Consider the following 26158-nt stretch of genomic DNA (forward strand, 5'->3'; position numbering starts at 1 on the left):
CGTATGAATGCACTATTTATGATTGTTGCAGCGATTTTATTGCTTGGTCCTCTAATTGCAATTCATGAATTTGGTCATTATTGGGTTGCGCGTAGATTAGGCGTCAAAGTGTTGGTTTATTCCATTGGCTTTGGTCCAACTTTATTGAAATGGCAATCTAAAAAATCAGGAATCCAGTATCAGCTTTCGGCATTACCATTGGGTGGTTATGTCAAAATGTTGGATGAGCGTGAGGGGAATGTTGCTGAGCAAGATCTGCCTTACGCCTTTAACCGTCAATCTCCGTGGAAGCGGATTGCGATTGTTGCCGCTGGTCCTTTGATTAATCTGATTTTTGCCGTATTTCTATTTTGGATTTTATTTTTACCCGCACAAGATCAGTTAAATACTCGTATTGGTAAAATCATGCCAAATACACCCGCAGCCCAAGTCGATTTAAAAGTCGGCGATAAGATTGTATATGTTGATGGGCAAACCACGCCAACATGGGAAAAGTTGAATTATGCTTTAGTCAACCGTGTCGGTGAGACTGGGCAGGTTTCAATCATCGTTGATCGTGCGGGGACTGAAAAACAATTTAGTTTACCGATTAAAGAGTTTTTAAAAGATCAAAGTCAGTCGCCTTTGGATGTATTAGGTTTTTTACCGTATCGTCCTCAGATTCCTGCAATGGTGAAAGAATTGAGTCCAGATGGTGCTGCAATACGCCAAGGGATGAAAGTCGGCGACCAAATCGTTGCAATTGATAATGTTGCAATGAAAGATTGGTTTGATGTGGTTGCTGTTGTTCAAAGCTCACCAGAAAAACTTTTAAATATTGATGTGATGCGTCAAGGTCAACTCGTCCATTTGCAAGTGATGCCTCAAGGGCAGCGCGATAATATGGGGAATACTACTGGAATGCTTGGTGTGAAAAGTGATGCAGGCAAAATCACGATTCCTAATGATTACAAGCAAACCATTCAATATTCACCTGTAGAAGCCTTGGGTGTTGCCTTTGAAAAGACAACCCAGCTTTCAGGCATGATTTTTAATTCGATTATCAAAATGGTACGCGGTTTAATTGGCTTGGATAATTTATCTGGTCCAATCACCATTGCAAAAGTTGCTGGCCAAAGTGCTGAAATGGGATGGCAAACGTTCATTTCCTTCATGGCTTTGATGAGTGTAAGTCTTGGGATTTTAAATTTATTACCCATCCCGATGCTTGATGGTGGTCATTTAGTTTATTACTTCATCGAAGCAATTCGTGGTAAACCTGTTTCTGAACAAATACAGATGTTTGGTCTAAAAGTTGGTATGTTACTGCTCGGTAGCATGATGCTTTTGGCTTTATTTAACGACTTCATGCGTTTATAACAACGCAAATGGAATTTAACTTACTGGAAAATATATGGGCATGCGTCACACACATTTATTAATGCCTTTGGCACTGGTTAGTGCGATGGCAGTGGTACAACAAGCATACGCTGCAGATGAGTTTCTTGCACAAGATATACGAATTGATGGCTTAGTGCGTTTAACACCTGCAAGTATCTATTCTATGTTACCAATAAATAGTGGCGATAGAGTAAGTGATCCTATGATTGCTGAGGCAATCCGTACTTTGTATGCTTCTGGTTTATTTGATGACATCAAAACATATAAAGAAAATAATGTTTTGGTCTTTAAAGTTGTTGAACGTCCAGTCATTTCAAAGCTGGAATTCAAAGGTAATAAACTGATTCCAAAAGAAGCCTTAGAACAAGGCTTAAAGAAAATGGGTATTGCAGAAGGTGAAGTGTTTAAAAAATCTGCATTGCAGACGATTGAAACTGAGCTTGAGCAACAATATACCCAGCAAGGTCGTTATGATGCAGATGTGACTGTTGAAACAGTTGCTCGTCCAAATAACCGTGTTGAGTTAAAGCTTAACTTTAATGAAGGTACGGCTGCAAAAGTATTTGATATCAACATTATCGGTAATACTGTCTTTAGTGATAGTGATATCAAGCAAGCTTTTGCTGTTAAAGAAAGTGGTTGGGCATCTATTGTTACTCGTAATGACCGTTATGCGCGAGAAAAAATGGCTGCAAGTTTGGAAGCCTTACGTGCATTATATTTAAACAAAGGTTATATCAACTTTAATATCATCAACTCTCAGTTGAATATTAGCGAAGATAAAAAACATATCTTTATTGAAGTTTCGGTTGATGAGGGTAGCCAGTTTAAATTTGGCGAAACTAAATTCTTAGGTGATGCACTCTATAAACCAGAAGAGTTACAGGCGCTTAAATTATATAAAGATGGTGAAACTTATTCTCAAGAAAAAGTGAACGCTGTTAAGCAATTGTTACTACGTAAGTATGGTAATGCAGGCTATTACTATGCTGAAGTGAATGTTGTACCTGATATCAATAACGAAACGGGTATTGTTGGGTTAAATTATTATATTAATCCAGGTCAACAAGTGACTGTTCGTCGTATTAACTTCACGGGCAACAGTAAAACTGCCGATGAAGTATTACGTCGTGAAATGCGCCAAATGGAAGGTGCATTGGCAAGTAATGAAAAAATTGACTTATCTAAAGTTCGTTTAGAACGTACAGGTTTCTTTAAGACCGTAGACGTTAAACCTGTTCGCGTACCAAATTCACCAGATGAAGTTGATTTAAACGTGAATGTTGAAGAACAACATTCTGGTACGACGACACTAGCTGTAGGTTACTCACAAAATGGTGGTGTAACTTTCCAAGCAGGTTTAAGTCAAACCAACTTTATGGGTACTGGTAATCGTGTTGCGATCGATTTATCTCGTTCAGAAACGCAAGATTACTATAACTTAAGTGTGACTGACCCATACTTCACCATTGATGGTGTAAGCCGTGGTTATAACGTTTATTACCGTAAAACCAAATTAAATAAAGACTATAACGTTAATAACTATGTCACCGACAGTATTGGTGGTAGTTTAAGTTTTGGTTACCCTATTGATGAGAATCAGAGTTTAAGTGCGTCTTTAGGTATTGACCAAACTAAGGTAAGAACGGGTCCAAGTGTTTCGACTTATATTCGTGATTATTTATTAGCGAATGGAGGTAAGGCTACAGGAAGTTCAAGCTATTGCCCTCTAGACGCGGATGGAAAGTCGCAAATTGATGAGAAGACTTTAGAGTGTAAGGTGCCTCCAACAATTTATGAGAATGCATTTGAAGGTACATTCTTAACTTATATGTTAAATTTAGGTTGGTCTTATAACACATTAAATAGACCAATTTTCCCAACTTCTGGTATGTCACATCGAGTTGGTTTAGAAATTGGTTTACCTGGTAGTGATGTTGATTATCAAAAAATGACCTATGATGCGCAGGCCTTTAAATCACTTTGGGGCGGATTTGTTCTTCGTGGTTACGGTAAGTTAGGTTATGGTAATGATTTACCGTTTTATAAAAACTTCTATGCGGGTGGTTATGGTTCGGTACGTGGATATGATAACAGCTCATTAGGGCCGAAATACCCAAGTGTAATTTTCCAAGAGCAAGGGCAAAATGACCCAGATCCGGAAGAAGTTGGGGGTAATGCTTTGGTTCAGTTTGGTACTGAGCTTGCTATTCCTTTACCATTTAAAGGCGATTGGACCCGTCAAGTTCGTCCAGTCTTGTTTGCTGAAGGTGCACAAGTCTTTGATACGAAATGTGACATTCCAAAAGGTAAAGTCTACGGTACAAGTATTGATATGAAGCAATATTGCAATGATAACTACAAGTTTGATCTAGACAATATGCGTTATAGCGTTGGTGTTGGCTTCACGTGGATTACCATGATTGGTCCATTATCTCTCAGTTATGCATTCCCATTGAATGACAAAAAAGGCGATGACACCAAATCAATCCAATTCGAAATCGGTCGTACCTTCTAAGGACGACCTCGTTTAGCGATGTAAAATATATAAAGGATGTAATAATGAAAAAATTAACAATGCTCATGTTAGGTTTAGGATTTACGGTTTCTGCAACTGTAAATGCTGCTGGTCTTGCTGTGGTTGATTTAGCTAAAGTTGTTGAAAGTAGTACGTATCTCAAGCAACAGAATGCAAGTTTAACTCAATCAGTAAAACCTACTTCAACTCGACTTGAGCAATTGGGTAAAGAATTAGAGTCGTTGCAACAAAAAGCACAGACTGATGGCCAGAAAATGAATCAGGCTGATATTCAAAAATTGACTGCTCAATATCAGTCTAAGTTAAGTGAATTCAACTCGACTCAACAAGGTTTACAGACTAAAGTTCAGTCAAGCTTACAGGCGATGAATACAACTTTTGAATCTCGTGTGAAGCAAGCTGCTGAACAATTGCGTAAAGAAAACAACTTAGACTTCATTTTGAATAAAAATTCTACGATTGCCTCTGACGCTCAGTATGATTTAACTGATAAAATGATTCAAAAGGTTAACGCAATTAAATAATCAATGAATAGACGTACTTATCGTTTAGAAGAAATTGCTCACCTTGTCAAAGGTGAGCATTTCGGTGAAAAAGATTTTCAAGTTTCCAACTTGGGAAGTTTGGAATATGCACAAAAGCAGAATATTTGCTTTGTAAATGGTGAAAAATATTTAGCGCAAGCAGAAGCAAGCCATGCTGGTGCGTATATCGTCACAGCAGAACTAAAACAACAATTAACAAGTAAACAAAATTTTATTGTTGTAGATAATCCTTATTTGGCATTTGCTACTTTGACGCATCTATTTGAAAACAAAATAACTCAGCGTGGCATCGAGCGTAGTGCTCAAATTCATCCTTCAGCCATTATTGCCGATGATGCTTATATTGGGCATTACGTTGTGATTGGTGAAAATTGTGTTGTGGGTAACAACACAATTATTCAGGCGCATGCGTTCCTTGATGATCATGTCGAAATTGGAAAAGACTGCTTTATTGATGCACACGTTACCATTACGGGCGCTGCAAAATTAAAAGATCGTGTTCGTATCCATGCGAATACAGTAATTGGTTCTGAAGGTTTTGGCTTCGCACCTTATCAAGGGAAATGGCATCGCATTGCGCAACTAGGTTCGGTTCGGATCGGAAATGATGTCCGGATTGGTTCAAATTGTAGTATTGATCGCGGTGCATTGGACGATACAATTCTGGCTGATGGTGTCATTATTGATAACCTTGTGCAAATTGCTCACAATGTTCAGATTGGCGAGAATACCGCGATAGCAGCAAATTGCGGAATTGCAGGAAGTGCAAAAATTGGCAAAAACTGTATCATAGGTGGCGCCTCAGGGGTGGTTGGACATCTTGAAATCACCGATAATGTGACACTTACAGCAATGTCAATGGTCACAAAAAATATTTCTGAAGCTGGAACGTATTCTTCTGGGATGGGGCTTTTTGAAAATAGTCATTGGAAAAAGACAATTGTACGCTTGAGACAATTAGCAGATGTGCCATTGACCCAAATCACTAAAAGGCTTGATCATATGCAAGCTCAATTAGAGTCCCTTGAATCAACCTTTAAGTTACGTAAATAATTTATTATGACTGAGACTACATTACCTGCATTCACGATGCCTGAATTACCCATGGATATTCTTACGATTCGTGAATATTTACCTCATCGTTATCCATTTTTACTCGTTGATCGCGTTACAGAAATTACTGAGAATAGTATTGTCGGTTATAAAAACGTTTCTATTAATGAAGAGTTTTTCCAAGGGCATTTCCCGACCTATCCAATTATGCCTGGTGTACTGATGATTGAAGCATTAGCACAGGTTTCAGGAATCTTGGGTTTTGTCTTAACTAATCAAAAGCCGAAAGCAGGTTCGCTGTTTTTATTTGCAGGTGCAGAAAAAATCAGATTTAAAAAACAAGTTGTTGCAGGTGACCAGCTTGTCTTAAAATCTGAACTTGTGATGCAAAAACGTGGCATTTACAAGTACAATTGTACTGCGAGCGTCGATGGCATTGTTGCTGCGACGGCAGAGATTATTATTTCCCACCAGAAAATTGAGCAGACATGAGTAGTCAAAATTTAATACATCCCACAGCAATTATTGACCCGTCTGCAGAAATCGCTTCTGATGTACAAATTGGTCCGTATAGTGTTGTGGGTCCCAATGTAAGTATTGACTCTGGTACAAAATTACATTCACATGTTGTTATTGGTGGTTTTACAAGAATTGGAAAAAATAATGATATTTTTCAATTCTCGAGTATTGGGGAAATTTGTCAGGATTTAAAATATCAGGGCGAAGAAACTTGGTTAGAAATTGGCGATCATAACTCGATTCGTGAACATTGTACTTTGCATAGAGGTACAGTTCAGGATCATAGCTTGACCAAAATTGGCAGTCATAACCTGTTAATGGTTAATACGCATATTGCACATGACTGCGTGATTGGAAATCATAATATTTTTGCCAATAATGTTGGTGTTGCTGGGCATGTCCATGTTGGTGATCACGTGATCGTCGGTGGCAATGCGGGTATTCATCAATTCTGTCGTATTGATTCTTACAGTATGATTGGTGGTGCAGCCTTAATTCTTAAAGATGTGCCAGCCTATATCATGGCTTCTGGTAACCCAGCACGTGCTTATGGCATGAATATCGAAGGTATGCGTCGTAAAGGTTGGTCAAGAGATACCATTCAGGGTTTAAGAGAAGCTTATAAGCTGATCTATAAATCTGGTCTTACCGCTGAGCAGGCAATTGAACAGATTCGCAATGAAATTCTAGTGAAAACACCAGAAGCGCAATTGTTTATTGACTCTTTAGAGCAATCAACGCGTGGCATTGTGCGTTAATCACGAGATTGAAAAAAAAAGACACTTAGGTGTCTTTTTTTATGCCTAATTTTCCTCTTCGACAAATTGTTGTCGATACTGTTTAGGCGAATGTTCAAAAGTGCGTTTAAACGCCTGACTGAACGCAGTTTCTGATGAATAACCCACTTTATTGGCAATTTGTTGAACTGAATAATTACTTTTACGCAAATATTGACTGGCTAAGCGCATACGATGTTGCTGTAAATAGGCGAGTGGTGATTCACCAATTACTTCATGGAACAGACTGGCAAACTTTGAGCGTGACATACAACATTGTTCTGCCAATGATTCAACCGTCCAAGCATCTTCAGGATGATTGTGAATTGCTGCCAAGCTATTGCTCAGTTCAGGATGGTTTAAAGCACTGAGCCAGCCATGTTGGCTCGAAATTTGTTGAATATGATCTCGAATACATTTAATTAATAAGATATTCACCAAATGATCGATGATGATATCGCGGCCTGCCTGAATATTCTGCGTTTCTAAGGCGAGGAAATGTAAGCCGATTTGTAGCCATTCAGGTGCATTGGTATCTCCATGCTGCAGATGGATAATTGCAGGTAATGCCTGAATAAACGGACGAGCCATAATGGTATCAATCTGGCAACGTACAGTGAGAATGAGATTTTTCTCAGATGAATGAGTACCGAATTCGATGGCATCTTCTTTATGACCATCAAATAGTTTTGATATATCAACGGCATCCACCAGCTTGGTAATTGCATTATCTGCACCTGTATGTGCTTTCCCAGACGGAATAACCACAATTTCACCCGCATGTGCAGTTAAACTATTGTGCGCGTCAATTTGAATAAAGACAGAACCAACTAAAACAATATGAACAATTAAGGCCGTTTGATCTTGGCAGATAAAACTCCATTCTCCTTGAGTTTTCAAGTAGATATATTCAGTGTGATTTAAATGAATATCAGCAAATATTTTACTTAAAGCATCCATATGATTTTTTAACGATGTATTCATTTAAATTATAGAGAGCTGCGCCAATAACTCAATATGTGTTTATAGGACAAAAACAGGGTGGATGATGCCAAAGACTTTGACATAGGTTTTTTGGACGCTTGCAACTGTCATGAAATTCATAATTCCTCAGAATATACATATATATACAAAGACATGGATTCGATGATGAATGCGCCAGTAAATGTTGAGCAAGAACTTACGCCAGTAAGCATTCCAAAGTCAAAAACTCAGTTAGATCGTAAACGTTATTTATGGGCCATTAGCCCAGCTTTGCCTGCAATCGGGATTGGTATTTTAGCAGGTTATCAATTTGCACCACGTCCATTAAAGAAAATCTTCGCTTTAGGCGGCCCAATTGTTTTGCATATTGTGATTCCAACGATTGATACAATTATTGGTAAAGATGCAAATAATCCTACTGATGAAGATATTCGATTACTTGAAAAAGACCCATATTATTCTCGATTGGTGAAAAGCTTTATTCCTTTGCAATATGCAGCCAATGTCTATGCATGTTATTTAACCAGCCGCAAAGAAACCTCTTTCATTGATAAAATCTTTTTAGGTATTTCAATGGGTGCAATTAATGGGATTGCCATTAATACTGCACATGAGCTGAGCCATAAATCTGATCGTATTGATCATATCCTTTCACATTTAGCGTTGGTACCAACGGGTTATAATCATTTCCGTATTGAGCATCCTTATGGTCACCATAAACGTGCTGCCACACCTGAAGATCCAGCATCTTCACAAATGGGCGAAACATTCTATGAGTTTTGGCCACGTACCGTGATTGGCTCTTTCAAATCAGCAATTGAAATTGAAACCACTCGTTTAAAACGTAAAGGCAAAGAATTCTGGTCAAAGGATAATGAATTGCTGCAAGGTTGGGGCATGAGTGCTGCTTTTCATGGTTCAATGGTTGGCTTGTTTGGTAAAGGGGTCATTCCTTATTTGGCAACCCAGGCTTTCTATGGCATTAGTTTGTTTGAAATTATTAACTATATCGAACACTATGGTTTAAAACGCCAAAAAGACAAGAATGGTAAATATGAACGTACCATGCCAGAACATAGCTGGAACAATAATAATATTGTGACCAACTTATTCTTGTATCAATTACAGCGTCATTCGGATCATCATGCATATCCGACACGTCCGTTCCAAGCATTGCGTCATTTTGATGAAGCACCTGAATTGCCAAGTGGTTATGCAAGTATGTTATTGCCTGCTTTGATTCCACCACTATGGGCAAAAATGATGGATAAGCGCGTATTTGATCATTACAAAGGTGATTTGAATAAAGCCAATATTTTCCCTAAACGTCGCGCTAAAATCTTTAAAAAGTTTGGTGTGGTGGATCAGTCATTGACTGAAGTTTCTACCGAGACAGCAACTACAGCATAATCCGCACAGCTTTCCCAAAGCAGGGCACTGATGAGTAATCGTCAGTGCCTTTTTATTTTCTTGTATAAAAAGCTTAACCAAGTACAGATTTTGAATATTCTTGCTGTATATCTATGTATAACTTAAAAATAATCTTGTAATTGTTTTATGAGGCAAAGATGACAAAACATTATGATTATATTGCGATCGGTGGTGGTAGTGGTGGAATTGCTTCTGTGAATCGCGCTGCGATGTATGGAAAAAAATGTGCCTTAATTGAAAAATCGGAAATAGGTGGAACCTGCGTCAACGTGGGTTGTGTTCCTAAAAAAGTGATGTGGTATGCCGCTCATGTTGCTGAATCGATTCAAAAATACGGTCCTGATTATGGTTTCAATAGTAAAGTCGAGTCATTTGACTGGCAGGTTTTAATTAAGAATCGGCAGGCTTATATTGATAGAATTCATCAGTCTTATCAAAATAGTCTAAGCAAAAATCAAGTTGATCTTATTCAAGGTGCGGCTTATTTTATTGATAAAAATACCATTGAAGTCAACGGTGAACGATTCACAGCGGATCATATTCTCATTGCGACAGGCACACAGCCCTCACTGCCTAAGATTGACGGAGTGGAATATGGTATAGATTCGAATGGTTTTTTTGAATTAAGTGCCTTACCAAAAACAACTGCCGTGATTGGATCGGGTTATATAGCGGTTGAATTGGCGGGTGTGCTGAATGCTTTGGGTTCTCAGGTTGGGTTATTCATCCGTAAGGATTTACCTGTAAGACGCTTTGATTCTTTCTTAAGCGAAACCTTGGTTGAGGTAATGCAAACGGATGGCATTACTGTACATACACAAGCTGTTCCTAAAAAAGTCACCAAAAATGTGGATGGTCGTGTTGTATTACATTTAGAGAATGGTGAAATGCATACGGTAGATTGTCTGATTTGGGCAACGGGCCGAGAACCGAATACCGCGAGTTTGAATTTGGATAAAGCCAATGTCCAACTGGATGAGCGAAGCTATATTCAAGTCGACCAATTCCAGAATACCTCACAACAGGGTATTTATGCGGTGGGCGATATTACTGGCAAAATGGAACTCACACCGGTTGCTGTTGCTGCTGGGCGAAGATTATCTGAAAGATTATTTAATAATAAACCAGATGAACATTTAGATTATGAAAATATTCCGACTGTGGTATTTAGCCATCCTCCAATAGGAACGGTGGGGATGACTGAGCAGGAAGCTATTGAGCAATATGGTCAGCAAGCGGTAAAAGCCTATAACTCATCCTTTACTGCGATGTACAGTGCTATTACGCAGCACCGTCAGCCAACTAAAATGAAACTGGTGTGTGTGGGTGAGGAGGAGAAAATTGTAGGCATTCATGGAATTGGCTTTGGTATGGATGAGATTCTGCAAGGTTTTGCTGTTGCCTTGAAAATGGGAGCAACCAAGAAAGACTTTGATAATACAGTAGCTATCCATCCAACCTCCGCGGAAGAGTTTGTGACCATGCGTTAATCGTGCTTTCATCCATAAATGTCGGTGATCATTTCACAAATTAAATCGAGGAAATGATCACTTTGAGGCCACTTGGGGAATTGTGGCTGAATGTAATTTTGAATCCATATTTATCCAGTAGCAGTTTCACTAACGACAATCCTAGTCCATGCCCATCATTCTGTGATGATTTACGCCAAAAACGTTGAGTGAGCAGGTCCAGTTCATTATCAGTTAAGCCATTGCCAGTATCTGTGATCATGAGTTGATTGTTTTGCATATAAATATGAATCGGAGTTTGAGCATGTAAATAGGCATTCTCAATTAAATTTTTCAGCACAATACTCAATGTCTCAGATGGAAGTGAAATAGGAGATAGACTGTCCCAATCAATCAATAATTGTTGTGATAAGTGATGATATTTCTTTTCCAATTCATTCAGCACTTGGGTTAGACATGCAGTAACATCAACGATGCCGATGGATGATTGAGCTTGATTCTCAGTTTTGCTCAGTAATAATAATTGCTCCAGTAATTGTTCATAACGCAGGATACTTGTTTCTGCTTTTTCTAAATTATCCAGCAGTTTGTGCTGCTCAGAGCCAGACTGTGTCAATATAAGTTTACTGAGTTGTACATGTGTTTTAATTGCTGTGAGTGGGCTGCGCAGCTCATGTGCCGCAAAAGCACTAAAACTTTTTTCATTTTCCAAACTTTGCTGTAAGTTCTGTATTAATTCCAAGATGCTATCTACAAAGGGTTGAATTTCATTAGGAATATTTTGGGTATTTAAATCTAATAGATGCGTCGCCGCTATGGAAAATTGTTCTTTTTTTCGGAGTCGTTCTGCCATTTGATCAAGCGGCTTAAATTCAGCTCGGATAATCCATAAAATCAAAAGAATACATAAAATAAGCGTAAGCGTTAAAGGAATTAAAACAGATTGCAAAATTTGGGTGAGCAGAGAATAACGGAGCTGTAATTTCTCAGCAGTGACCACTCTTATTTGTCCTTTTTGTAGGACATAACTACGCCAATCAATACCATTTTCTTGCCATGTGCTAAAACCAACTGTTCTGGAGGTTAAACTTGGCGAACCTTGAGTCCTTACCAGTACCTGATGATCTTCGGCAGGATTGTAGCTAAAAAATGAAACTTCACAGACAATTAAATTCTGCGGATTATGCTTTTGCTGTACAGAATCCAAGCTATTCATAATCTGATCAACAGGGAGCTGCTGAATCAGATGGGCAACCATCTGGGCTGAAGCTGAGAGACGTTCATCCAGTGTATTTTGTAAACGTTTTTCTAGATCGACATAGAGCCAATAAAATACCAGTGACCACAACAGGATAAACACAAAGGAGATAGTGGTTACCAACCGCCATTTTAAACTATAGCTTTTCATAGGCTAGACTCAGGCGCTTTAAACATATAACCCACACCTCGAATAGTTTGGATAATGTCTGGCTGAATCTTTTGCCTTAAATGATAAATATGCACATTAATAGCGTTACTTTCGATACTGTCCTGAAAACCGTAAACCTTATCAATTAAATGTTCATTTTTAAGGATTTGGTTGGGGTACATCATAAAAGTTTCGAGCAGGCTGTATTCGCGTCGAGAGAGATCTAAAAGCTGTTCTTGGTAGTAGGCTTGTTGAGTGTCTTGATGAATTTTTAGATCACCGAGCTGTAAAATATTGGAAGAATAGCCTCGATTTCTCCGCGCCAATGCATGAACTCGAGCAACCAAGATACTTAGATCAAATGGTTTAGTGAGATAATCATCAGCTCCACTATTCAGGGCTTCCACACATTGTTGAGTTTGATTACGCGCTGTAAGAACCAGGACAGGAACATGTAAACCTGCTTTGCGCCAAGTCTGTAATAGCTCTAACCCATCTTGATCTGGTAAGCCAAGATCCAGCAAGCATAAGTCAACGGCACTGTTACGGATAAAATAATCAGCAGCTTTTGCCGTATTTACGTGTTCTACCGAGATATTTAAATAATCCAATGTCGCGATAATACTTTGGGCGATATATGGATCATCTTCAACAAGTACAACAAACATGGCTTTCCCTCAATAACTGCACTCATTTTACAAACAAATACAGCTCTTAATGTTCTCTTAATTTTATCCGTTTGATAATACTTTCAAGTTGAGTTTTAGACACATTGATATGCGATTTCAATTTCTTGCGGGTATGTTACTTGGGTTAAGTAGTACCGCATGGGCTGCTGGAGAGTTTCTGCCGCCTGATCAAGCTTTTAAGTTTCAAGCAAGTTCCATTTCTAAAGACAAAGCAGAGTTAAAATGGGATATTGTGCCTCATTATTACCTTTATCATGATCAATTCAAAGTAAGTGTAAATGGTAAAAATATTGATCTAAATTTACCAAAGGGAACAGAAAAAGATGATCCAACTTTTGGTATCACGGATGTTCATTATAACAACGTAACCGCACAATTTGAGGTGCAGCCAAATCAGCAATATAAGGTTCAATGGCAAGGCTGTGCTGAAGATGGATTATGTTATCCCGTACAACGGACAACCATTCAGACTGACGATGCGGGCTTATTACCACAGCTAAAGCATAAAGAACCTCAAGCGAATTTGACACTTTTAGCACAAGCACCGACAAAATCGAATCAGTCTTTAGATCGGTCAATTGATGCAGTTGATACTCAAATGGGTAAAGCTTCTGTAACCTCTTTAACTGCTGACCGAACTGAAGAAGATCAGCAAATTGAGACGGTATCAAGTTCAGAAGAATTGAAGCCCGTATCAGAGGCAGAAACGATTAATCCAGCGTCTAAATCAGATTCTTCCTCTGAGTCGCAATCGATTTCAGGACAATCACTAAAAAAAGACTGGAATAACGACCAATTTTTCCTTCATTTATTATCCAGTCAAACGGTTTGGCTCAATCTTATTGTTTTCTTAGGTTTTGGCATATTATTGGCATTTTTACCCTGTTCATTGCCTTTAATTCCGATTCTTTCCGGTATTTTAGTACAGCAAAATAAAGGGCATCGGGCGGCACTGATCGCCATGACCTTTGTGCTGAGTATGGCATTGGTCTATGCCATGATGGGTGTCGTGGTATCACAGCTTGGTTTTAATATTCAACGCTGGTTCCAAAATCCTATTTTTATTGGCCTGTTTGTTTTGATGTTCATTGTTTTTGCATTGAATCTATTTGGTCTCTATCAATTGTCTTTACCTCAAGCTTTATTACAGCGTTTGGATCGGATTCAACAAGCTCAAAAAGGTGGGACTTTGGTTGGGGCTGGGGTGATGGGCGCCGTATCTGCTTTAATTGTAGGTCCATGTATGAGTGCTCCACTTGCTGGTGCTTTACTGTATGTTTCACAACTGGAACAGGGCTTATTAGGTGGATTTTATTTATTTATTATGGGTTTGGGGATCGGAATCCCGCTCTTTATTGCCAGTGTTTTTGGGGCGAAGTATCTCCCTAAGCCTGGGTTATGGATGGAACGACTGAAATTCAGCTTCGGTTTTGTCATGTTGGCCATGGCAGTTTATTTTGCACGGCCATTATTGCCCAATGTGATCTATTATTCTGTTTTTGCGATTATTTTAATCGCAGCGGCGGGTTATTTAATTAATATTTCGTGTCATATCGCAAAGTTGTCTGTTCGAATTTTGATGTTCATTTTAATTGGTGCTGTAGCAGCCAGTGGTATTTGGCAAGCACATTTCGCAATATCGACTTTTAATCAGCAACAAGCGCAGGTTTTGCATGCATGGATCGTAGTCAAAAATAAACAAGAGCTGCAACAGGCTTTAGCTGATCATGCTGATCAACTGGTATTGATCGATGTCTATGCAGATTGGTGTGCAGCGTGCCAGCCCATTAAACGGGATGTGATTCCTTCACAACAAGTACAGCTCGCGATTGCAAATATTGTGAGGATCAAACTGGATTTAACTCATTATGAAGCATCGCAAGACACTATCTTAAAAGAGCGTCAAATTTTAGGTCCTCCAACCGTTTTATTTTTGAATAAAGCGCATGAGGAACAGCGGGATTTACGTTTAACAGGAACATTTACTGCAAATCAACTGGTTCAAAATATAAAACAGTTAGTTGAGCAAGAATCATGATGATGTCCTCAGAAGCCTTGCATTTGGGTGGGTTTATTTTGCCATGGACATTGTTAATCATTTTGATTGGATGGCTCGCTGTTTTTCTATCTGGGCTTTATTTTAGTCGTCAATATGCATGGTCAGAAAATGTTTGGCAGCGTTATAAAGATTCGCTCTGGTCAGCGATTTTGGTGGGATTCTTCGCGGCGCGAATGGTTTTTGTCATGATCCATGCCGATGTCTATTTCGTACATCCAATTGATATGATTAAGATTCAAGATAAAGGTTTTCATCTTTATGCCGGTATTATTGCGGCCTGTCTATGGTTTATTTGGAAAAATAGAGACTTAAAACGCACACTGCTGAGCATCAGCCTAGTGGTCTTTTTGGCGATACAATTCGTTGGTGTGGGTGTTATTAAATCCTTTCAAGTCCAATCACAGTATCCGGTACTCAGTTTTAATGATTTACGACAACAGCCGCAAGCTTTAACCCAGTTTATTGGACAACCTACAGTGGTTAATTTATGGGCGAGTTGGTGCCCACCTTGCCATCGTGAAATGCCTGTACTGTATCAAGCGCAACAAGATTATCCGAATATACATTTTGTCATGCTCAATCAGGGCGAATCAGCTGATGCCATTCAAGATTATTTAAGCCGGCATGAATTTAATTTTAAACATGTACTAACAGACCCCAATGGGGACATGGCGCAACAGATGAATATGTACGGGATGCCAAGTACCTTATTCTTCAATGCTAAAGGTCAACTTGTAGAAAGGCATATGGGTGAACTCAGTCCTGCAATGCTTAAGCAGTATTTGCAAAAGATTAATCAGCATCAGAAGGTGTCATCTCAATGAACCGAAATTTTAAATTTTTAGCAGGTTTAGCACTGAGCTTATCTACTGCTCAGGTATTTGCCGCAGTTCCGACAATTAAGCAAAAACTGGAAAAAGAAGGATTCACCTTTGTTAAGCAAATTGAAGCGCCTGCTCAAATGACAGGTTGGGCAGGACATATGCAACAGAATCCAGCAACGGTGTTTATTTCGAATGATAACAAATATTATATTATTGGCGATTTACATAATGCCAAAGGCGATAATTTAACGGTCGATGCGCTGAATAAACATGTAAAGCAATCTGTTTTGGATGATGTATGGAAAAGTCTAGCGCAATCTGCGTGGATCCAAGATGGAAGTGTCAAAGCACCACGGATTATTTATGTGTTCTCAGATCCCAATTGTCCTTATTGTCACGCTTTTTGGGAAAAAGCACGTCCGTATGTGAAAGCGGGTAAGGTGCAATTACGCCATATTCAGGTCGGGGTGATTCGACCTGAAAGTCGAGGGCAGGCAGCAACACTTTTGGCTGCTTCTAATCCGCAACAAGTGTTTGAAGCATTTAATGCAGCTAAAGGTAAACAAAAACTAAAAGAATTAAAGCCCATTCCAGCTCATCTCGCTGAAAAATTAGAACGTAATGAAGAAATGATGAATAAATATGGGTTTTATGCCACACCTGCTTTAATCTGGAAAAATAGTCAAGGTAAACTGGAAACAGCTCAAGGATTGCCTAAAGACTTAAAAGGTATTTTTGAATAGATCGAATCCATGAAGTTATAGATATAAACAGGACGTTCGAAAACGTCCTGTTTATAATTCATTCTATGGTGTAAGAAAAAATTACTTCAGTTCGCTTGATGATTTACCGAGTTCACGACGCGCAATAATCAATTGCTGAATTTGCTGTGTCCCTTCAAAAATATCCAAGATTTTCGAATCTCGTGCCCATTTTTCAAGTAACTCATCTTCACTGTAGCCAACACTCGCGGCTAGTTCGACACATTTCAAGGTAATCTCACTACCAATACGACCAGCTTTGGCTTTGGCGATTGAAGCTTCTTTAGAGTTGGGTTGTTTATTATCTGCCATCCAACAGGCTTTTAGAGTGAGCAAGCGTGCTGCTTCCCATTCAGCTTCCAGACGGTAAATTTGTGCTGCCAAATTTGAAGTTTGTAGATAAGGCGTTTTATAGTCCGCATCAAGTTGATCTTTAAAAATCTCTTTAATACGTTCCAATGATGCCTTGGCACAACCTACAGCCATTGCGGCTACCAGCGGACGAGTGTTGTCAAAGGTCTCCATCACGCCAGCGAACCCTTTTTTTACATCGATTTCAGGGTTGCCGAGTAAGTTTGCTGCTGGAACACGACAGTCAATAAAGCTGATCACCGCAGTATCAGAGGCTTTAATGCCCAGTTTGTGTTCTAGACGCTCGACTTTCATGCCAGGCGTTCCTTTTTCCACAACAAAGGATTTAATAGCAGCACGGCCTAAGCTTTTATCGAGTGTTGCCCATACCACAACACAGTCAGCGCGTTCACCACAGGTTACGAAGATTTTCTCTCCGTTAATAATATAGTCATCGCCATCTTTGGTTGCTGTTGTACGAATTGCTGCTGAGTCTGAGCCACAACCAGGTTCAGTAATTGCCATGGCTGCCCATTTGCCTTTGAAGCGTTCTAATTGTTCGTCATTTGCAACAGCACCGATTGCTGAGTTACCCAAGCCTTGACGTGGCATCGCAAGCAAAAAAGCAGTATCACCATAACATAATTCAAATACGCCTAAAGCTGCAGACATATTGGCACCATTTTGGATACCTGTCGTATCAGCTCCACGCTTACCTAAAGCAGTTGAACTTGTTGCATTATCCGAACCTTCATTAAAGCCATCCAGTAATGAAGCCAACATATCCAGTTCTTTTGGATAGGCGTGTTCAGCTTTGTCGTATTTACGAGAAATTGGACGGAAGACATTTAAAGCGACTTCATGTGCCTGATCGACCATCAATTTAAATTTTTTAGGGTTTTGCAAATTCATGCTGATAATTCCTTTAATTTGTGGACGATTAAGCGTGTAAACCAGAGTGCATGACCGCAGTTGCACGCAGGTCGCGATACCAACGCTCAACAGGGTGCTCTTTGGTAAAACCATGACCACCGAGGATTTGCACACCATCGTTACCTATTTTCATTGATTTTTCGGCACAGAGTAGGCGAGCTAAATAAGCTTCACGATGGAAACTTTGACCTGCTTCAGCCAAACTTGCGGCATTTAAAACCAGCATGCGCATTGCATCAATTTCAATGGCCATATCTGCAATCATGAATGCTACGCTTTGACGATGTGAGATTGGTTCACCGAAAGCCGTACGCTCATTGGCATATTTAATACAGTATTCTTTCACTGCCTCACATGTGCCTATTGTCATTGCACACCACATCAAATTGCCTAAATCGACAAATGCACTATAGTCAAAATCGGTATCACCCAAACGTAATGCAGGTGTTTGGTTGAATTGTAATGTTGCTGTTTCCGCTGCTTTTAAACCCATTGCTGGATTTGCTTTGATGGCAATACTTTCATTGGATTGCACTACGAAAATATCAGGCTGACCATTGAATTCTGCACTGACAAGAAAGACATCCGCCGTATCACCTAAAATCACTAAGGTTTTTTCACCAGTGACATAGAATTGCCCGTTAGCTTCCGTCGCTTTGGTCTTTAATTGAAACGGGTTAAATGCAGGTGTTGCTTCTTGAAAAGCAAAACTTGCTGTTACATCGGTATCTTCTGCAAACACAGGTAAATACATAGATTGGACTTGGGTTGAACCCCAGCGTGTAATTGCATTAATCACGCTGAAAGTGCTGAGTAAACCTGCGGTTAAACTAAAATCACCTTTTGCTAAACTTTCAGCAATCAAGATATTACTGACGATGTTTTGTTCTGCGGCTACACCACCCAATGCTTCTGGTAGTGCATAATAATTTAAGCCGAGATCGACCAAATGTTGCCAAAGCTCTTCTGGAAATTCAGCATTGTGATCTGCATTGTGTGCTAATGCATATAAAACTTCTTCAGCAAATTTTGACATGGCATCAGCTGTCATTTTCTGCTCGTCAGTTAAACTTAGATCAAATAAATTTTTGTTAACTTGATTTGGGAGACGCTGTTTATCGATCGGTTGCGGCTTAAACGCTTTCTGTGTTTTTGTAAGTACTTTAAAGCCTGTTTTTGAACCTTGATATAATGATTTCTCTACAAATTTTCTTAATTTGAGTTGATCAAGCACTTCGCTTCCTGCAAGTTTTGTGATCAAAGATAGCCCAAAACCTTGAGCCTTATTCATCATATTCGACATGATTTTATCCTAGAGGATGGTTGTAAATTTATGCTGACATGCTCCTGATAAAAAAACTATGTCTTCTTTGACGTGCTGATTGGAGAAAGATAAAGGGTAAAGGAGTTGGTTTTTGTTTTGTATTTAATTGTTTTTTATAACTTAAAAAAAATGTTGGAAAAATATTTATTTTTAAAATTGACCTAAATGACAGTGCGTTGATGTGATTGAATCGTTGCATGATCACTAGGTCATATCGCATCCACTCACAGTGATCATAGTTTTAGATTAGATGTGTTTACTAGAGTTGATGAATAAACGATCATCGCTCAAATCATTCTAGATTTCACATCATAAGCGATCTGAATATATTGCAGAGTAAAGAATTTTAAATATGGCTGTTGGAATGCATGGTTGAGAATGATATTGGATTCAGTCTCACGATACACTGTCTTAAAATCACAGTCATCCCTTGGCATCTTCATTTTAAAAACTTAGATTGAGTACCTTCCTTCATACAGCTTGAAGGAAGGAAAATTGTAAGAATTAGCTGAGTTGTTCGTGTTTGATGCTTTCACGATAATATTTGCAGCCTTTGTAGAGCAGAACTACACCCACTGCACCTGCAACTGCATTTACAATCGAGATGGAGTTACCCACCATCAATGTGTTTTGAAAATATTTATCTGTTAATAGCGCAACAGCAGTGGTACCTACACCTAAAGCAATCAAATTTGAAACAAGTAGAAATTTTGCTGAGACCTGTGCACGTAGTTGATTGGGGGTGAGCATTTGAGTAGCAGCAGCGGATGCAGGAATCGGAAAGGTCGAAAAAAACATGGCCACAAAAATTAAGGCAAATGATAGATACATGTTATCGACTTGGGTAAATAGTACGCTAGGAATAATCAGCGCTGCGCAGCCGATCATTCCTGCTCGAATAGCAGCATCGCTATAGCCTTTTTTAGAGAAATGATCGATGAGCCATCCGCAAAATAGTGCTCCAGCAGTGTTTGCAATCAAAATAATGCTACCTAAAATATAGCCTGTTTGACTGGCATCTAGGCCAAAGTGTCGCATGTAAAATGCAGGTGCCCATCCAAGCAGCGAATACAGCATCATGGTATAGAATGAGAAACCAATAAAGTGACAAAAGAAGGTCTTTTTATGGGTTTTGATAAAGGCAATAGAGTTTTTAAATGATGCTTGGATCACCTGACCATTTTGATCGACTTTTAAGCCTTTTCGTATAGGTTCCTTTACCGTCAAAATCATAACTAAGGCGAGCAAAACGCCTGGAAGCCCCACGATAAAGAAGGTGAGTTGCCAGGTTTTTAATTGACCAATGACGGGTAGGATGACTGAATCAATATTTTTTAAAAGACTGATCACATAACCGCCAATTAAAAAAGCTAAACCAGAGCCAATAAAAGCACCAATGGCATATAGACCTAATGCACGTCCTAACTTCTCTTTGGGGAATAAATCGGTCACGATAGAGTAAAAAGCGGGGGATAATGCAGCTTCACCAGCACCTACACCTAATCTAGCAAGAAACATCTGAGCAAAGTTTTTGCTTAAACCACATGCTGCTGTCGCTAGACTCCAAAATGCAATCCCGATGGAAATAATCTTAATTCGTGATTTTTTATCAGCAAGGGCAGCAATGGGGATGCCCATAAATGCATAGAACAACGAAAAAGCTAATCCTTGCAATAAACTAAATTGCGTATCGGTCAGCATCAGGTCATGTTTAATGGGTTCTATCATTAAGGATAAAATTTGACGATCTACAAACGAAAGAATATAGGCCAGCATGCAGATCACCACGACATACCATTGGTAGCCATAATTTTCGTCGGTCAAATGTGGTTCTGGAGATGTGTGGATCATTTGCTCTGGCAACAGCGCTGTTTTCTGCTCATTCCTGAGCATACTTTCTGGGTGGTTATCATTCATTCTGCATCTTCCTGTGATGACTAGGGTTAAATGATACTAAATAAATTTTATTTATTATAATTTAGTATCAATTTAAGTTTATTTTGTTTTTTGAATTTTGTACAACGATTAATCTTAAATAAAGCTTAATTTTTTAAATTGGATAGACAAATAGAATGATATTTATTGAAATAGCTATTTATTTTATTTGGGTATTTAGATCTTTGTTTTTGTTATTATTTGATTTTATTTTTATAAATTTATTGAAATATCATGTTTTTATAAAATGTAAAAAAACATTACTTTGTGTTGGGAGAGTACTTTGTTTAGAAAATGTGCAGCAGTAATCCGCTATCCTGCTTATTGCTTTAATAAGGGATTTAAGTGATTCGTAATTTTTATATTAAATAAATATATGTTTAATTTTTTGGGTTAGCTTAATCCTTCCGTTAGAATCACGATATATTCACCTGCTAAATCACGGTGTTTTTTGGCCTGTTGATAGGCATCGCTACGATACCAATCTTGTGCTTCCTGCATACTGCTAAATTTGATAATTGCAACACCATCACTTTCGATATTTTCCAGAGCAATGGATTGCCCATAAAATACAATGGGTTCAGCATTAAAGCCTTGGCTGGCTTGTCGTGCCAATGTTGTATAGGTTTTCATTTCATCTTTGTTTTTTAATTCTTTACGAATAAGAATAATGTATGCGCTCATGAGGATTCCTGAATTGAATTTAGATGTAACACACCAAATATTGAAGTTGTTGATGGACACCTGATGGTATCCATCAATCTACGTGCTTTAAGCTGCGCGGGCAACCAAAGTTAAAATATCATAAGTCGCAACCAGTTCATCACGTTGGTTTTTCACCTTGATATCCCAAACCACCACACCATGTTCGGGTTGAGATGGATCTTTTTGCGGTTTTGGTGTTTTCTGTTTGCAGGTCAATTCAACTCGGATTGAATCACCAATTTTGACTGGCTCAACAAAACGTAAATTATCCATACCATAATTGGCAATCACAGGGCCTTGAGCCGCATCGACAAATAAACCTGCTGCTGCAGAGATAATGAAATAACCATGTGCAACACGCTCACCAAAGAACGAGTCTGCCGCAGCGATTTTGTCAGTATGGGCATAGAAATAATCACCACTTAAACAGGCAAAATTGACAATATCTGCTTCAGTCAGGGTACGGCGTGCGGTGAGTAGGCGTTCACCAATCACCAGTTCATCAAATGATTTTTTGAAGGGGTGGACTCGGTCTTCATTGATATGTGAACCCGCTGTCCATGAATGGGTGATTTGAGTCAGGCTGTTCGGTGAACCCTGAATAGCCGTGCGTTGCATATAGTGTTTAACTGCACGGATACCACCCAGCTCTTCACCGCCGCCCGCACGACCAGGCCCGCCGTGGACAAGATGAGGGAGTGGAGAACCATGTCCAGTACTTTCTTTGGCTGATTGTTCATCCAAAATATGTACGCGACCATGCCAAGGCGCAATTTTCTGAATAATCTGCTCAATATTTTCATCACTGTCTTTCACTACAGAGGCCACCAGACTGCCTTCGCCACGTGCAACCAGATCGACAAGCTCATCAATCGACTGGTATGGCATCAAGGTACATACAGGGCCAAATGCTTCAGTAGTATGTACGGATACGGCTTTTAGTGGCTGCTCACAAACAAGAAGTGTCGGTGGAAAGAAGGCGCCTTTTTCTGGGTGATCTGCATTAAAATTGAATGCGCTATCGCCACCAAACACAATTTGAGCTTCTTTTGCCAGTTCAGCAACTTTTGCTGTCACGTCTTGTTTTTGTTTTGGGCTAGCCAAAGCACCCATCGTTGTGTCAGGTTTTTGTGGATCTCCAACCACGACTTTTGCCAGTTTAGCGGTCAGTTTTTGCTGGACTTGTTCAAGCAGAGCATGAGGAACAAAGGCCCGGCGAATGGCAGTACATTTTTGTCCAGCTTTGGTGGTCATTTCACGAAACACTTCGCGTACAAACAGATCTAGTGTCGCTTCATTCGCCTCTGGACTTAGAATGGCACTATTCACCGAATCTGCTTCCATGCTGAATGGAATCGAGTATTTGTTCAGATGAGGATGATTGCGAAGTTTTTGTCCTGTATATGCTGAACCTGTAAATGTCACACAATCCTGTGGACCTAAATAGTCAAAAAGATCATCAATTTGTCCGCAAATTAATTGAAGTGAACCTTTAGGCAAAATTTCAGTTTCTTCAATCGCTTTAACAACGGCTTGGGTCAGTTGGGCACCATCGGTTGCAGGTTTAACAATACAAGGCACGCCAGCTAATAAGGTTGGGGCAATTTTTTCTAACATTCCCCAAATTGGAAAGTTGAATGCATTGATATGAACTGCCACGCCCGCTTTAGGGCTTAAAATGTGTTTCGCGCCAAAAGTGCCATTTTTAGAGAGCTGAATCCAACTGTCTTCGGTCATGATTTTTTCATCATTAAGCTCTCGACGTACAAGGCTCGAATAGGCAAATAGGGTCTGAATTCCACCTTCAATATCAATCCAGGCATCTTTACGGGTTGCGCCCGTTACATAAGCAAGCTGGTAAAAATTCTCTTTGTGTTCAAGTAAATGCTGTGCAATTTGTTTTAAAGCATTGGCACGTTGATGAAAAGTCCAGTTTGCTAATTCAGAACCATTTTTCTTGGCATATTGCACCACTTGTTGCATATCTATGCCATGGCTGCTGACCGTATAAATTGGTTCATTGCTAATGGCGTGAACAACCATGCGCGTATCTTCATGGCTTGAGTGCCACGTTCCATAAACAAAAGAAGATAGTTGTGTTAGCTGTTGAGTTGGCCCCTGGTATTCAGTGTCCTGTGCGATGTCTTCGCGTTGTGCTTGTTCTAGCATGATCAAACTCCATTTTTATGTGATACATCAATTATAAAAACTTTTAAAATATGATTCATAATTTCATCTTGATTCAGTCAAAAGTCAACTTTATTTTGTTTTTTTCGATAAATTAAATTTTTATTAATTTTATTTTATTTAAATAAAACAATTATTTAAATTGGATTTTATGGTTGATTTTTATTTGATACAAAAATATCGATTGACTTTATTTTTTGTGTATCGAAAAATAGATTTAAGGGTGAGACCTAAAGGAAATACACAAATGGAAAATAAGTATCAGAAATTTGAGCACAATATTGCCAATGACATCACGATAGAAGCCAAAGATGAAATGCCTGAGGCGTATCGTAAAACTTTGATTCGCCAAATTGGGCAGCATGGTCATTCTGAAATCGTTGGTATGCTTCCTGAAGGCAACTGGATTACCCGTGCACCGACGTTAAAGCGTAAAGCGGTTCTATTGGCAAAAGTTCAAGATGAAGCAGGGCACGGACTTTATCTTTACAGTGCAGCAGAAACCTTAGGTGCTGACCGTGATGACATGATGGAAAAACTGATTGATGGAAAAATGAAATATTCATCAATTTTCAATTATCCAACAGTGACATGGGCCGATGTTGCTGCAATCGGCTGGTTGGTCGATGGCGCTGCGATTGTGAATCAAGTGGCCTTGTGCCGTACCTCTTATGGCCCATATGCACGTGCAATGGTCCGTATCTGTAAAGAAGAAAGCTTTCATCAGCGTCAAGGCTTTGAAGCCATGATGGTACTGGCTGCTGGAACGCCTGAACAAAAACAAATGGCTCAAGATGCTGTAAACCGCTTTTGGTGGCCGGCACTGATGATGTTTGGACCAAGTGATGAACATTCTCCAAATAGCGCACAAAGTATGGCTTGGAAAGTTAAACGATTTAGTAATGATGACTTACGTCAAAAGTTTGTCGACAACACGGTTCCTCAAATTTTACAGCTTGGTTTAGAAGTGCCTGATCCTGATTTGAAGTGGGATGAAGAAACGGGTCGATATATCCATGGTGAAATTAATTGGGATGAGTTCAATGAAGTTATTGCCGGTCGAGGGCCATGTAACCATGAACGTATAGAAGCACGTCGCAAAGCTTGGGAAAACGGTAAGTGGGTTCGAGATGCAGCTGTTGTCTATGCGAAAAAACAGCAGCAAGCAGTCACTCAAGTCGCTTAAACAAAATTTATGGACAAAATTGAGGAAATCAAAATGGAAGATAAAAATAACTGGTCACTTTATGAAGTATTCATCCGTAGTAAACAAGGTCTAAGTCATCGTCACGTGGGTAGTTTAAGAGCATCCGATGATGAAATCGCATTACAACATGCACGTGATGTTTATACACGTCGTAATGAAGGCATCAGCATCTGGGTGGTTCGTTCTGAATTAATTAAATCATCACAGCCTGATGAAAAAGCTGAGTTTTTTGAACCTGCGTTGGATAAAGTTTACCGTCATCCTACGTTCTATCATATTCCTGATGGCATCGAGCATATGTAAGGGAGTATGGAAATGAATAATCCTATTTTATCTAAGTTCTTATTACATATTGGCGATAGCCAGTTGGTTTTGGCGCAACGTTTAGCGGAATGGTGTGGTCATGCACCAGAGCTGGAAGTTGATATTGCATTGGCAAATATCGGTTTAGATTTACTCGGTCAATCCCGAAATTTTCTGACTTTAGCTGGGCAATACGAAGCGGAACAGCGTGATGAAGATCAATTGGCGTATTTTCGTTCAGAGCGTGAATTTCTCAATTTATTGTTATGCGAACAACCCAATGGTGATTTTGCACAAACCATCGTACGTCAATGGTTAATGGATCATTATCACTTGTTATTAATGACCGCATTGAGCAGCAGCCAAATAGCTGAGGTTGCGGCATTGGCAGTTAAATCATTGAAGGAAGTGAAATATCACATTCGTTTTTCGACCAGTTGGATGGAGCGTCTGAGTTTAAGTACAACTGAGGCACATCAACGTGTACAGACGGCATTAGATAGCTTATGGCGTTTTACGGCAGAGTTGTTTGAGTTGACTGTTGAAGAACAGGTACTGGTTGAGCAGGGCTTAATCAGCAACTTCGCCAATGAAAAGTCGCAATGGGATAAAACAATTGTTGAAGAATTAAAACGATTTGAACTCAGAATTCCTGCAAATGGTGCTTATCGCCGTGGCGCAAAGCAGGGATTACATACGGAACATTTAGGGTATTTATTGGCTGAAATGCAATCCATTCAACGAACTTATCCTGAAATGACTTGGTAAGACAAGGA

Annotated in this window: 22 protein-coding genes and 1 pseudogene; 14 read left to right on the forward strand and 9 right to left on the reverse strand. The window is 39.3% G+C overall.

Translation table 11 applies throughout. The features are described 5' to 3' along the window. Positions 1 to 3: 3 nt before the first annotated feature. Genes rseP through lpxA form a run of 6 tightly spaced genes read left to right on the forward strand, consistent with a single transcriptional unit; the run spans position 4 to position 6794 of the window. Positions 4 to 1359 (forward strand): RIP metalloprotease RseP, encoded by a 1356-nt coding sequence (gene rseP / locus F887_RS09820; RefSeq protein ID WP_005293747.1) that lies wholly within the window; start codon positions 4 to 6, stop codon positions 1357 to 1359. Between the two features lie 34 nt (positions 1360 to 1393). Then, positions 1394 to 3898, forward strand: coding sequence for an outer membrane protein assembly factor BamA (bamA, locus tag F887_RS09815; RefSeq protein ID WP_005293751.1), 2505 nt, complete (start codon positions 1394 to 1396; stop codon positions 3896 to 3898). A 44-nt stretch (positions 3899 to 3942) separates the two neighbouring features. Beyond that, positions 3943 to 4443: an OmpH/Skp family outer membrane protein gene (locus tag F887_RS09810; RefSeq protein ID WP_005152661.1), complete on the forward strand. Its 501-nt coding sequence runs from the start codon at positions 3943 to 3945 to the stop codon at positions 4441 to 4443. Between the two features lie 3 nt (positions 4444 to 4446). After that, positions 4447 to 5517, forward strand: coding sequence for a UDP-3-O-(3-hydroxymyristoyl)glucosamine N-acyltransferase (lpxD, locus tag F887_RS09805; RefSeq protein ID WP_005293755.1), 1071 nt, complete (start codon positions 4447 to 4449; stop codon positions 5515 to 5517). Between the two features lie 6 nt (positions 5518 to 5523). Next, a complete protein-coding gene (gene fabZ, locus F887_RS09800; RefSeq protein WP_005152665.1) occupies positions 5524 to 6009 on the forward strand; it encodes a 3-hydroxyacyl-ACP dehydratase FabZ in 486 nt (161 codons plus the stop codon). Further along, entirely contained in the window at positions 6006 to 6794 is a 789-nt protein-coding gene (gene lpxA, locus F887_RS09795) for an acyl-ACP--UDP-N-acetylglucosamine O-acyltransferase (RefSeq protein WP_005188920.1), read from the forward strand. The genes fabZ and lpxA overlap by 4 nt, the downstream gene beginning before the upstream one ends. Positions 6795 to 6839: 45 nt before the next feature. On the opposite strand, the gene F887_RS09790 is transcribed toward lpxA, so the two are convergent. Continuing rightward, positions 6840 to 7772: an AraC family transcriptional regulator gene (locus F887_RS09790; RefSeq protein ID WP_005293760.1), complete on the reverse strand. Its 933-nt coding sequence runs from the start codon at positions 7770 to 7772 to the stop codon at positions 6840 to 6842. A 189-nt stretch (positions 7773 to 7961) separates the two neighbouring features. Between F887_RS09790 and F887_RS09785 the strand changes: the two genes are divergently transcribed. Both F887_RS09785 and gorA read left to right on the forward strand, forming a co-directional pair. Continuing rightward, a complete protein-coding gene (locus tag F887_RS09785; protein ID WP_005293762.1) occupies positions 7962 to 9206 on the forward strand; it encodes an alkane 1-monooxygenase in 1245 nt (414 codons plus the stop codon). Between the two features lie 158 nt (positions 9207 to 9364). After that, positions 9365 to 10717 carry a glutathione-disulfide reductase gene (gene gorA, locus F887_RS09780; protein WP_005293764.1) on the forward strand — a complete coding sequence of 451 codons (1353 nt, stop codon included), beginning with the start codon at positions 9365 to 9367 and terminating at the stop codon, positions 10715 to 10717. A 40-nt stretch (positions 10718 to 10757) separates the two neighbouring features. Here the strand turns inward: gorA and F887_RS09775 are convergent, their stop codons facing one another. After that, positions 10758 to 12104 (reverse strand): ATP-binding protein, encoded by a 1347-nt coding sequence (locus F887_RS09775; RefSeq protein ID WP_005293766.1) that lies wholly within the window; start codon positions 12102 to 12104, stop codon positions 10758 to 10760. After that, the gene (locus F887_RS09770; RefSeq protein ID WP_005293769.1) at positions 12101 to 12772 is read right to left on the reverse strand and encodes a response regulator; all 672 of its coding nucleotides are present in this window, start codon (positions 12770 to 12772) and stop codon (positions 12101 to 12103) included. Before F887_RS09770 ends, F887_RS09775 begins: the two co-directional genes overlap by 4 nt. Positions 12773 to 12881: 109 nt before the next feature. Between F887_RS09770 and dsbD the strand changes: the two genes are divergently transcribed. From dsbD to dsbG, 3 genes are read left to right on the forward strand one after another with little or no spacing between them, the layout of a single operon-like run. Continuing rightward, positions 12882 to 14831: a protein-disulfide reductase DsbD gene (dsbD, locus tag F887_RS09765; protein WP_005293771.1), complete on the forward strand. Its 1950-nt coding sequence runs from the start codon at positions 12882 to 12884 to the stop codon at positions 14829 to 14831. After that, entirely contained in the window at positions 14828 to 15676 is an 849-nt protein-coding gene (locus F887_RS09760; RefSeq protein WP_005293773.1) for a TlpA disulfide reductase family protein, read from the forward strand. Before dsbD ends, F887_RS09760 begins: the two co-directional genes overlap by 4 nt. After that, the gene (dsbG, locus tag F887_RS09755; protein ID WP_005293775.1) at positions 15673 to 16419 is read left to right on the forward strand and encodes a thiol:disulfide interchange protein DsbG; all 747 of its coding nucleotides are present in this window, start codon (positions 15673 to 15675) and stop codon (positions 16417 to 16419) included. The genes F887_RS09760 and dsbG overlap by 4 nt, the downstream gene beginning before the upstream one ends. An 81-nt stretch (positions 16420 to 16500) precedes the next feature. Here dsbG and F887_RS09750 read toward each other — a convergent pair whose 3' ends face one another. The 6 genes and pseudogenes from F887_RS09750 to paaZ form a co-directional block, all read right to left on the reverse strand. After that, the gene (locus F887_RS09750; protein ID WP_005293778.1) at positions 16501 to 17700 is read right to left on the reverse strand and encodes an acyl-CoA dehydrogenase family protein; all 1200 of its coding nucleotides are present in this window, start codon (positions 17698 to 17700) and stop codon (positions 16501 to 16503) included. 28 nt (positions 17701 to 17728) lie between these two features. Then, positions 17729 to 19015 carry an acyl-CoA dehydrogenase family protein gene (locus F887_RS09745; RefSeq protein ID WP_171067462.1) on the reverse strand — a complete coding sequence of 429 codons (1287 nt, stop codon included), beginning with the start codon at positions 19013 to 19015 and terminating at the stop codon, positions 17729 to 17731. 276 nt (positions 19016 to 19291) lie between these two features. Beyond that, positions 19292 to 19443 (reverse strand): annotated as a pseudogene (locus F887_RS18790) (outer membrane porin, OprD family); the annotation flags it as partial. A 106-nt stretch (positions 19444 to 19549) separates the two neighbouring features. Beyond that, complete coding sequence (locus F887_RS09740; protein ID WP_228129838.1) at positions 19550 to 20896, reverse strand: spinster family MFS transporter; 1347 nt, start codon at positions 20894 to 20896, stop codon at positions 19550 to 19552. A 477-nt stretch (positions 20897 to 21373) separates the two neighbouring features. Next, entirely contained in the window at positions 21374 to 21664 is a 291-nt protein-coding gene (locus F887_RS09735) for a DUF1330 domain-containing protein (protein WP_005293782.1), read from the reverse strand. Between the two features lie 87 nt (positions 21665 to 21751). Continuing rightward, a complete protein-coding gene (gene paaZ / locus F887_RS09730; RefSeq protein WP_005293784.1) occupies positions 21752 to 23854 on the reverse strand; it encodes a phenylacetic acid degradation bifunctional protein PaaZ in 2103 nt (700 codons plus the stop codon). A gap of 265 nt (positions 23855 to 24119) precedes the next feature. Between paaZ and paaA the strand changes: the two genes are divergently transcribed. The 3 genes from paaA to paaC are packed head-to-tail and all read left to right on the forward strand — an operon-like array spanning position 24120 to position 26150. Next, the gene (paaA, locus tag F887_RS09725; protein WP_005293786.1) at positions 24120 to 25058 is read left to right on the forward strand and encodes a 1,2-phenylacetyl-CoA epoxidase subunit PaaA; all 939 of its coding nucleotides are present in this window, start codon (positions 24120 to 24122) and stop codon (positions 25056 to 25058) included. 33 nt (positions 25059 to 25091) lie between these two features. Continuing rightward, positions 25092 to 25382, forward strand: coding sequence for a 1,2-phenylacetyl-CoA epoxidase subunit PaaB (gene paaB, locus F887_RS09720; protein WP_005188892.1), 291 nt, complete (start codon positions 25092 to 25094; stop codon positions 25380 to 25382). Between the two features lie 12 nt (positions 25383 to 25394). Continuing rightward, positions 25395 to 26150 carry a 1,2-phenylacetyl-CoA epoxidase subunit PaaC gene (gene paaC, locus F887_RS09715; protein WP_005293788.1) on the forward strand — a complete coding sequence of 252 codons (756 nt, stop codon included), beginning with the start codon at positions 25395 to 25397 and terminating at the stop codon, positions 26148 to 26150. The last annotated feature ends 8 nt before the right edge of the window (positions 26151 to 26158 follow it).

It is taken from the genome of Acinetobacter sp. NIPH 2100 (genome assembly GCF_000369805.1).
GTDB lineage: Bacteria > Pseudomonadota > Gammaproteobacteria > Pseudomonadales > Moraxellaceae > Acinetobacter.

Excerpts from the sequence above, each read along its gene's own strand:
- F887_RS09750 (WP_005293778.1), bottom strand. The coding sequence starts at position 17,700 with ATGAATTTGCAAAACCCTAAAAAATTTAAATTGATGGTCGATCAGGCA.
- bamA (WP_005293751.1), top strand. The coding sequence starts at position 1,394 with ATGGGCATGCGTCACACACATTTATTAATGCCTTTGGCACTGGTTAGT.
- paaC (WP_005293788.1), top strand. The coding sequence starts at position 25,395 with ATGAATAATCCTATTTTATCTAAGTTCTTATTACATATTGGCGATAGC.
- fabZ (WP_005152665.1), top strand. The coding sequence starts at position 5,524 with ATGACTGAGACTACATTACCTGCATTCACGATGCCTGAATTACCCATG.
- paaZ (WP_005293784.1), bottom strand. The coding sequence starts at position 23,854 with ATGCTAGAACAAGCACAACGCGAAGACATCGCACAGGACACTGAATAC.
- F887_RS09740 (WP_228129838.1), bottom strand. The coding sequence starts at position 20,896 with ATGATCCACACATCTCCAGAACCACATTTGACCGACGAAAATTATGGC.
- rseP (WP_005293747.1), top strand. The coding sequence starts at position 4 with ATGAATGCACTATTTATGATTGTTGCAGCGATTTTATTGCTTGGTCCT.
- gorA (WP_005293764.1), top strand. The coding sequence starts at position 9,365 with ATGACAAAACATTATGATTATATTGCGATCGGTGGTGGTAGTGGTGGA.
- F887_RS09745 (WP_171067462.1), bottom strand. The coding sequence starts at position 19,015 with ATGATGAATAAGGCTCAAGGTTTTGGGCTATCTTTGATCACAAAACTT.
- lpxA (WP_005188920.1), top strand. The coding sequence starts at position 6,006 with ATGAGTAGTCAAAATTTAATACATCCCACAGCAATTATTGACCCGTCT.
- F887_RS09775 (WP_005293766.1), bottom strand. The coding sequence starts at position 12,104 with ATGAAAAGCTATAGTTTAAAATGGCGGTTGGTAACCACTATCTCCTTT.
- paaA (WP_005293786.1), top strand. The coding sequence starts at position 24,120 with ATGGAAAATAAGTATCAGAAATTTGAGCACAATATTGCCAATGACATC.
- lpxD (WP_005293755.1), top strand. The coding sequence starts at position 4,447 with ATGAATAGACGTACTTATCGTTTAGAAGAAATTGCTCACCTTGTCAAA.
- paaB (WP_005188892.1), top strand. The coding sequence starts at position 25,092 with ATGGAAGATAAAAATAACTGGTCACTTTATGAAGTATTCATCCGTAGT.
- F887_RS09770 (WP_005293769.1), bottom strand. The coding sequence starts at position 12,772 with ATGTTTGTTGTACTTGTTGAAGATGATCCATATATCGCCCAAAGTATT.
- F887_RS09735 (WP_005293782.1), bottom strand. The coding sequence starts at position 21,664 with ATGAGCGCATACATTATTCTTATTCGTAAAGAATTAAAAAACAAAGAT.
- F887_RS09810 (WP_005152661.1), top strand. The coding sequence starts at position 3,943 with ATGAAAAAATTAACAATGCTCATGTTAGGTTTAGGATTTACGGTTTCT.
- F887_RS09790 (WP_005293760.1), bottom strand. The coding sequence starts at position 7,772 with ATGGATGCTTTAAGTAAAATATTTGCTGATATTCATTTAAATCACACT.
- dsbG (WP_005293775.1), top strand. The coding sequence starts at position 15,673 with ATGAACCGAAATTTTAAATTTTTAGCAGGTTTAGCACTGAGCTTATCT.
- F887_RS09785 (WP_005293762.1), top strand. The coding sequence starts at position 7,962 with ATGAATGCGCCAGTAAATGTTGAGCAAGAACTTACGCCAGTAAGCATT.
- F887_RS09760 (WP_005293773.1), top strand. The coding sequence starts at position 14,828 with ATGATGATGTCCTCAGAAGCCTTGCATTTGGGTGGGTTTATTTTGCCA.
- dsbD (WP_005293771.1), top strand. The coding sequence starts at position 12,882 with ATGCGATTTCAATTTCTTGCGGGTATGTTACTTGGGTTAAGTAGTACC.